Annotated in this window: 2 protein-coding genes; both read left to right on the plus strand. The window is 31.0% G+C overall.

Annotated elements, in window-relative coordinates; all coding sequences use genetic code 11:
* Positions 1–128: 128 nt before the first annotated feature.
* Positions 129–3047, plus strand: a complete 2919-nt coding sequence (locus NOU10_RS03900) for an LTA synthase family protein (protein ID WP_255906060.1) — start codon at positions 129–131, stop codon at positions 3045–3047.
* Positions 3048–3127: 80 nt separating this feature from the next.
* A complete protein-coding gene (locus NOU10_RS03905) occupies positions 3128–7756 on the plus strand; it encodes a glycosyl hydrolase 53 family protein (protein WP_255906061.1) in 4629 nt (1542 codons plus the stop codon).
* Positions 7757–7762: the final 6 nt, after the last annotated feature.

The raw sequence follows: 7762 nt of genomic DNA on the forward strand, positions 1-7762 counted from the left end.
ATTTTTTTATGGTTTTTATTTATAACTTAATATATTTGTGCCTATAGAATTAATTTCTAGCAGAAGAAACAAAATTTTAAAATATTTTATCATTAGAAAGTTATTTATTGTAGATGTAATAGAAGGAGATGAATAATTTGATAAAAAAATTATGTAATGCATTAAAAATATATGTAGCTATGATAATTGTTACATTTTCTTTATTAATAACACAAGCAAATCCAGCTTTTTTGCAAAACAATCTATTTTCGAAGAGATTATTTGCATATAGTTTATTAAATAATTTTTCTAATGTAATTATTGGTGTATTACTAATTTTAATGGGTTATCAGATAAAAGGAAATATAAAATTTATAAAAAATTATGTATATATTTATATAGTAAATTTATTGATATTTATAGGATTATTTTTGTGGACTAGAAGTTTCAGTATCTCAAATCTGTACGATGTAGTCCTTCCAATTACTAGAAATACTTATCCAGTTATACTTGGTGCTATATCTGCATTATTAATAAAAGATAAGTTAAAGAGTTGGTTTAAGAAGTGCAGGCTTTCAGCTATTTTAGGAGGATATGTTATACTTTTTGCATTACCAAGCATCTTTAATAAAGATATTTTTGGATTAGGTAATGGAAATAACATTGTTACAGCTTTTTTGTTAGTGGCACTAGGAATAGTCTGTTCAAATGTAGAAATAGATAAGTTACATGTAAATAAAAAAGTTATTACTTTAATGAGTATGAGCGTAATACTAAATGTAGTTTTAGCACTTTCTATGCCGTATATTTCTTTAAAAATACATGGCGATCTTTCAACAGCATATCGTTTTAATGTACTAACTTCAATATCTGTTATAGCAATGTCTTTAGTTATATTTATAGTTGGACAGAAATTAAAGATTAATGTAAAGATACCAGAATATACGGGATTATTAGTACTATTAATATATTCAGATAATTTTATTATTGAAAAAATAGTTAATAGTAATACAAGTTTAAAAATTTCACTTTTTAAGAGTTGTATAGTTACTATAATAATTGCTTTTTTAGGATGGCTATTAGCAAGAATAGATGAAAGAGAACATATATTAGAGAAAAAATTATCATTGAATAATGAGAAAACAATTGTTCCATGGATAAGCGAGACAATTGTAAAAATGATTAACTATATTAAAAATCATAAACATAATCTAGTGAATATTGTTATCTTGTATATTTTAGTATATTGTTCTTTTATTTTTATGTCTCCACATTTTACATCTCCTCATATGGATGGTGATACGTATACAAGTATTTTCTTTTTTGCTTTTTTTGTAAAGCAACATATGATGATACTAACTCTTTTATTATTCTATTTGATATATAGATTTTTTTATGGAGTTACAAACAAATTTTGGTTAAGTTCTATTATTACTTATATAGTTGTAACAATAGCGATAGCAGCAGATGCCATTAAGATATATTATCGTTCTGAACCAATATTGCCTACAGAAGTAACAATGGTATCTGCGTATGGTGATATTTTGGAGATGATTCCTCAGATTATTTTGTGGATAGCAATAATAGGAATTATTATTTTAACTGGAGTTATTATTTTTTGTGAGATTAAATTTCCGCAAGAAAAATTAAATTGGAAATCAAGGTTATTAGGAATTTTACTAGCTATTGTTATTTTTGGTAGCAGTACACGAATTAATCATGGAAATTCAATAGTAAATGCGTGGTTAAGCTCATATGGTAATGAACCTACTTTCTGGAATCAAGAGTACGGTGCACAATACAATGGTGCACTTCAACAATTTTTAAATAATATTGATACTAATATTATGGAAGATAATCCAAGTTATTCTAGAAAAAAAGTTGATGAGATGGCAGAAAAATATGAGAAGGAAGCAAAAAAAATTAACAAAGATAGAGATAATAACTTATCTACACAAACTATTATATTTAATCTAAGTGAAAGTTTAGCAAACCCTAGCAGATTAAAAGAAGTAGAATTATCACAAAATCCATTATCATACATAGAGAGTGTTAAGAAAAATACAACATCTGGATTAATGATAAGTTCAGGGTTAGGTGGTGGAACTGCTAATATGGAATTCATGACTTTGACAGGTCTCCCCGTAAGTAATTTTTCACCAACTATAGCTACTCCCTATACACAAGTAGTACCAAATTCTAGTCAAACTTTAACAATTAATAACTATTTTAAAAAATCTACAGCTATCCATCCTTATAGGGGGAGTTTTTACAGTAGGGAAGTAGTCTATAAAAAATTTGGCTTTCAAAGATTTATGTATTTGGGAAGTAAGGATAAAATAAAGCATAAGATGAAAATCGGAACTAATCCATACTTATCAGATGAAACAGCATACCAAAATACATTGGATGTGATCAATAATTATAAGAATGGACAATTTATTAATTTGGTTACTATGCAGAATCATCTTCCTTATTCAGATTACTATGATAATTCTGGGGATTATCAAGTAAGTGGTGACATGTATGATAGTGAAAAGAATACTATTAGCAACTATAGTGCAGGACTTTCGTATACAGATAAAGCGGTACAAAAATTCATTGAACAAATAGATAAAATCAATAAACCAATTACTTTAGTATTTTATGGAGATCATCTTCCGGGAATTTATAGCAATATAGACGGAAATAGTCTAGAAGCACGAGAAACGGATTATTTTATTTATTCTAATAAATATGCTAGACAGCATGGTGCAAAGAAACTAAAGCACGTCAATTATATTTCACCAATTGACTTTATTGCCTTAACTGCTGAACAAACAAATTCTAAAGTATCACCATATTATGCTTTATTGACAGAAATTCAAAAGGAACTACCAACGATAAAAGTATATGCATATAATAACGGAAAAAATCCAGTTTTTGTTGATAAGAAAGGAAAAACAGTTAAGTATAAGCAGCTAACTAAGAAACAAAAGAGATTGTATAATGACTTGAAATTAGTACAGTATGATTTAACTGCAGGAAATCAATACTTATATAAAACTAAATTTTTCAAAATAAAATAGTTATGAAAAGCACATTGAAAAAATGTGTTTTTTTCATTATCATTAAGGTGTAATTTTATTAATTTTAGGGAGAAAATGTTATGCAAGATAGAAAAATACGTTATAAGATGTATAAGGCTGGTAAGCATTGGATTTTTGCGGCCATTACCGTAGCTACATTAGGTATTGGAGCAGGCGAAGTTAGAGCTGATAATGTAAGCAGTACAGCTAGTGATTCTACAGTACTTAGCGATAAAATAGTAAGTACAGAGAACAGCACTAATGCTGAATCAACAGTAATTAAAAATAATTCAACAGCAGTTTCTACTGAAGTAGGGGAAAGTACTAGTGCAGTAGAAACTAAGCAAAAAGATAGCAGTTCAACAAAAGAAAATGTAGATTCATCGAGTGTGAATAAAAATAAGATTGATGACTCTAAAGAAAAAGTGTCATCTAGTTCTTCACAAAAAGAACAAGTAACTCCTACTGTTGATAATACCGAAAGGGCTATCGGAGTAGTAACACCGGGAGCTACACAAGAACATAAGAATGGTAATTGGTATTTGAAAGATAGCAATGGAAAATACGTCTCAGGATTCCAGGAAATTTCTGATCAAAATAAGACTGTTTACTATAATCCAAAAAATTATCAAATGGTGTATGGACAACAAAATATCGATGGACATTGGTATCTTTTTGATAATGTAACAGGTGCCTTAAAGACAGGTATTCAATACATAAATGACCAAAAGAAGTTAGTTTATTATGATAATAAGGGTCAAATGCAGTATGGCTCAATTAATGTTAATGGTAAGAAGTATGATACAAATAGAGTTACAGGTGCATTTTTAGGTAACGGTCAAAAGAATATCGATGGTAAATGGTATCTATTTGATAATAAAGGAAATGTTTTAACAGGATTTCAAACAATTACAAGTCAAAATAAAGTAGTATATTACAACCCTCAGACAGCCCAAATGGTATACGGACAACAAAATATCAACGGACATTGGTATCTATTCGACAAAGTAACTGGAGCAAGATTATCTGGTTTTCAAAATTTAAAAGCATATGGCGAAAATAAGGTAGTTTACTATGCATCGAATGGTCAAATGCAATATGGTCAACAAAACGTTAATGGTAAATGGTATTTGTTTGATAAAGTAACGGGTGCTATGAAAACTGGCTTCCAAGATTTAAAGAGTTATGGGCAAGCTAAAACAGTTTACTATGCATCTAACGGTCAAATGCAATATGGTTGGCAAGTAATTGGTAAAAATGTATACTACTTTAACCCTGTAACTGGAGCTATGGTTAAAGGTCAACAAAACATCAACAATAAGTGGTATAACTTCGGTACTGATGGTGCTAGATTAGTTGGATTACAAAAGATTCCTAGTCAAAATAAAACAGTTTACTATAATAATTACGGTCAAATGCAATATGGCTGGCAATGGGTTAATAATGCTACTAGATATTTTGATAAAGTAACTGGAGCTATGCAATATGGACAACAAAATATCGATGGACATTGGTATTTATTTGATAATACTGGAGCTATGCAACGTGGTTTTCAATATATTGCTAACCAAAATAAGTTGGTTTATTACAATAATGATGGTTGGATGCTATATGGAAACCAAAATTTATCAGGTAAGAACGTAACTCTTGATAAAGTGACTGGAGAAGTTAGAAATCTAAAGGGCCAACAAAATTTAGATGGATCATGGTATTTGTTTAATAATAGTGGAAAAGTCTTAACAGGTTTCCAAAATATCAAAGACCAAAACAAGACTGTATATTATAGCCCACAAACAGCTAAAATGCAGTATGGTCAACAAAATATCAATGGTAAATGGTACTTATTTGATAAGGTAACCGGAGCAATGCAAACTGGTTTCCAAGATATAACACCGTATGGTCAGAAGAAAATAGTTTATTATAATAATCAAGGTCAAATGCAATATGGCTGGCAAAATATCAACAATAATAAGTACTACTTTGATACAGTTGATGGAGCTATGTACACTGGATCACATACGATAAATCAAGTTGAATATAGCTTTGATGCTCAAGGAAGACTATTATCAATGAATGTTCAACAATATAGGGAATTAGTAGCTCAAGATATTGCAACAAATATTAAAGCAAAAACAGGTATTGTTGTGGATTCAGATTGGAATAATCAGAATGACAATTATTTGGCTTTCACATTACACGATGTCGCACAATTAGTAGCTAAAGGCCAATTATCAGCAACTAATGAAGCTATTCAAATAAATATGAAGAATAATGGCTTATTTGAAGGAAAGACTCTTTCAATATGGACGAACTATTATGACACTTCAGATATGTTCAAAGCAGAACACAATGCTGTTAGTGACTACATGAAAGATTTTACGGTTAAGAATAATGACTTGAAGGATGCTGTCTTGGGTGTAGGTTCTGTGGTAAATGGAAACTCGGTAAAAGTGGCCGTAGTTCTATTTAAACTAGGAAATGTTGATACAACAGAAACGCAAGCTATCTCTAAAGTAATTAATAAAGTTTCGGATGTTTATTCAGCGCCAGGTGTTAACTCTAGTGCAGTAGCTGGACTTAAAGTAGGAGATACTCTGACTGAAAAGTCAGGGGTAAGTAATTCTGTAACAACAGAAATCTTGACAGGTAAAAAAGGTGAAAAGATTAGTCAAAATGACTTGAAGATGATTTTTAATAATCTAGCTGGAAATACACAAGGTATTGAGGGACAAGAAATAATTAAAGGTCAAGATGGAAATAACTACCACTATGTATACTGGTTAAATGATAAAATTAATGGTAATAATGTAGGAAAACAAGAAGCATTTTTAGAAGCTAATAAGAATGCTGTCTATGGTGGAAATATTATCGTTAACTATTCTGCAACATTAACTTGGGGTGATCCTGTAAAGGAAAATACATCCAATGTAAGTACCGGCAAGCCAACTAGTCAAATGACTGCTGATGAAATTGCTCTAGCATATAAGACCGGTACTGATACAGGATTACGCTATGAACATGTTAAAGTTGAACCAATAAAAGGAATGACTGATAACATGATTCGTGGTGTGGATGTCGGTAGTTATCAAGCATTAGTTAATGCAGGCGTTAAATTCTATGATTTTAATGGTAATCAAGTAAGTATATTTAAAGTTCTAAAAGATGCAGGTGTTAACTGGATTAGGTTGAGAATTTGGAACAATCCTTATAATGTTGATAACCAAACTTATGCAGGTGGAGATGATAGCGAATATAATGTTGTCAAAATGGCTAAAGAGGCTTCAGCATATGGTATGAAAGTCCTATTAGATTTCCATTATTCTGATTTTTGGGCAGACCCTGCAAAACAACCTCTGCCTAAAGCATGGACAGAAGAATCGGGAAATACATTAGCTAAGTCTGTTTATAACTATACACGAAAAGTCTTACTAGACTTAAAAAATGCCGGTGTAAATGTTGGTATGGTTCAAGTTGGTAATGAAATAACTAATGGCGTCTTTGGAATTGCTTCTAATCGTGATAAAGGTGAATCATACTATGATATTTGGGGTAACCAAAGTTATGGAACATTGATTTCTAAGTATCTAAATGCAGGTTCTAAAGCTGTTAGAGATACGCTACCAAATGCACAAATTGCAATGCATATTGAAACTCCAAATATTGAAAAATATCGCAATATAATGAATGTTTTGAAGAAGAATAATGTTGATTATGACCTTTTAGGTACTTCATATTATCCATTCTGGTCAACTCACGATGGAAATGGCTGGTATGACAATGTTGATTTAGGATATGGTGCTAATACTCCTAAGATGTTAGAAGCTGTTGAAAAACTTGCTAAGAACGAATTTGGTAAGAGAGTTGTGGTACTTGAAACTGGTTGGATTAATAATGTTAATGATTCAGACGGTACTGGAAATTCAATTGGTGCTAATTCAGAAATTCAAGCTTATTCACATGATCCTCAAGGACAAGTAGATGCAATGTCTGACATGTATAAAGCACTTGTTGCTGGTAACGGTCTAGGTGGTTTCTGGTGGGAACCAGCTTGGATTCCTGTAAAAGCAGGCTGGGATAATTGGCAATATAATAAAGATGCTTCTGATATATACGGTACTGGTTGGGCTTCTAAATATGCTGTAGGTTATGCACCTGATAGTGTAATGTACTATAATGGCAAACCAACATGGGGAGGAAGTACTTGGGATAACGTAGCCTTATTTGACGATTTGGGTTATCCATTACAATCTTTAATGATGTATAAAGGATTTTTGACAGGTTATGAAACTCCAAAACAAGTATCTTCAGCAGTAACATTTAAAGTTACTAAAGTATGGGATAATAATGTTGTTGTAAAAAATGCTTTAGTGGCAGGTAGTGAAGTGAAGTCTACAGAAACCTTAAATGCTATTACAGATGTAGCAGCTAAGAATTTGACAGGTGTAGAAAAGAATACATTTAATCAAGCAACTCTTGAAGATATTGCTAAAGGTTTAGGTGGAATTAGTAGTGCTTTAGTAGGTAATAAAACTTACTATGCAAGTAATGGCGATGCCTATCACTATGAATTCTGGTTATCAGAAGGAACTTCTCCTGAACAAAAAGAATGGAATTTCTACAATGATAATCGCAATGCTAAGTATGGTGATACATTGGTTGCTAATGTTGAAGCAACTTTAGTATGGGGAGCTGCACCAACTAAAGCGTAAAATAAA

The organism is Ligilactobacillus sp. MP3 (genome assembly GCF_024436335.1).
GTDB classification, from domain to species: domain Bacteria; phylum Bacillota; class Bacilli; order Lactobacillales; family Lactobacillaceae; genus Ligilactobacillus; species Ligilactobacillus salivarius.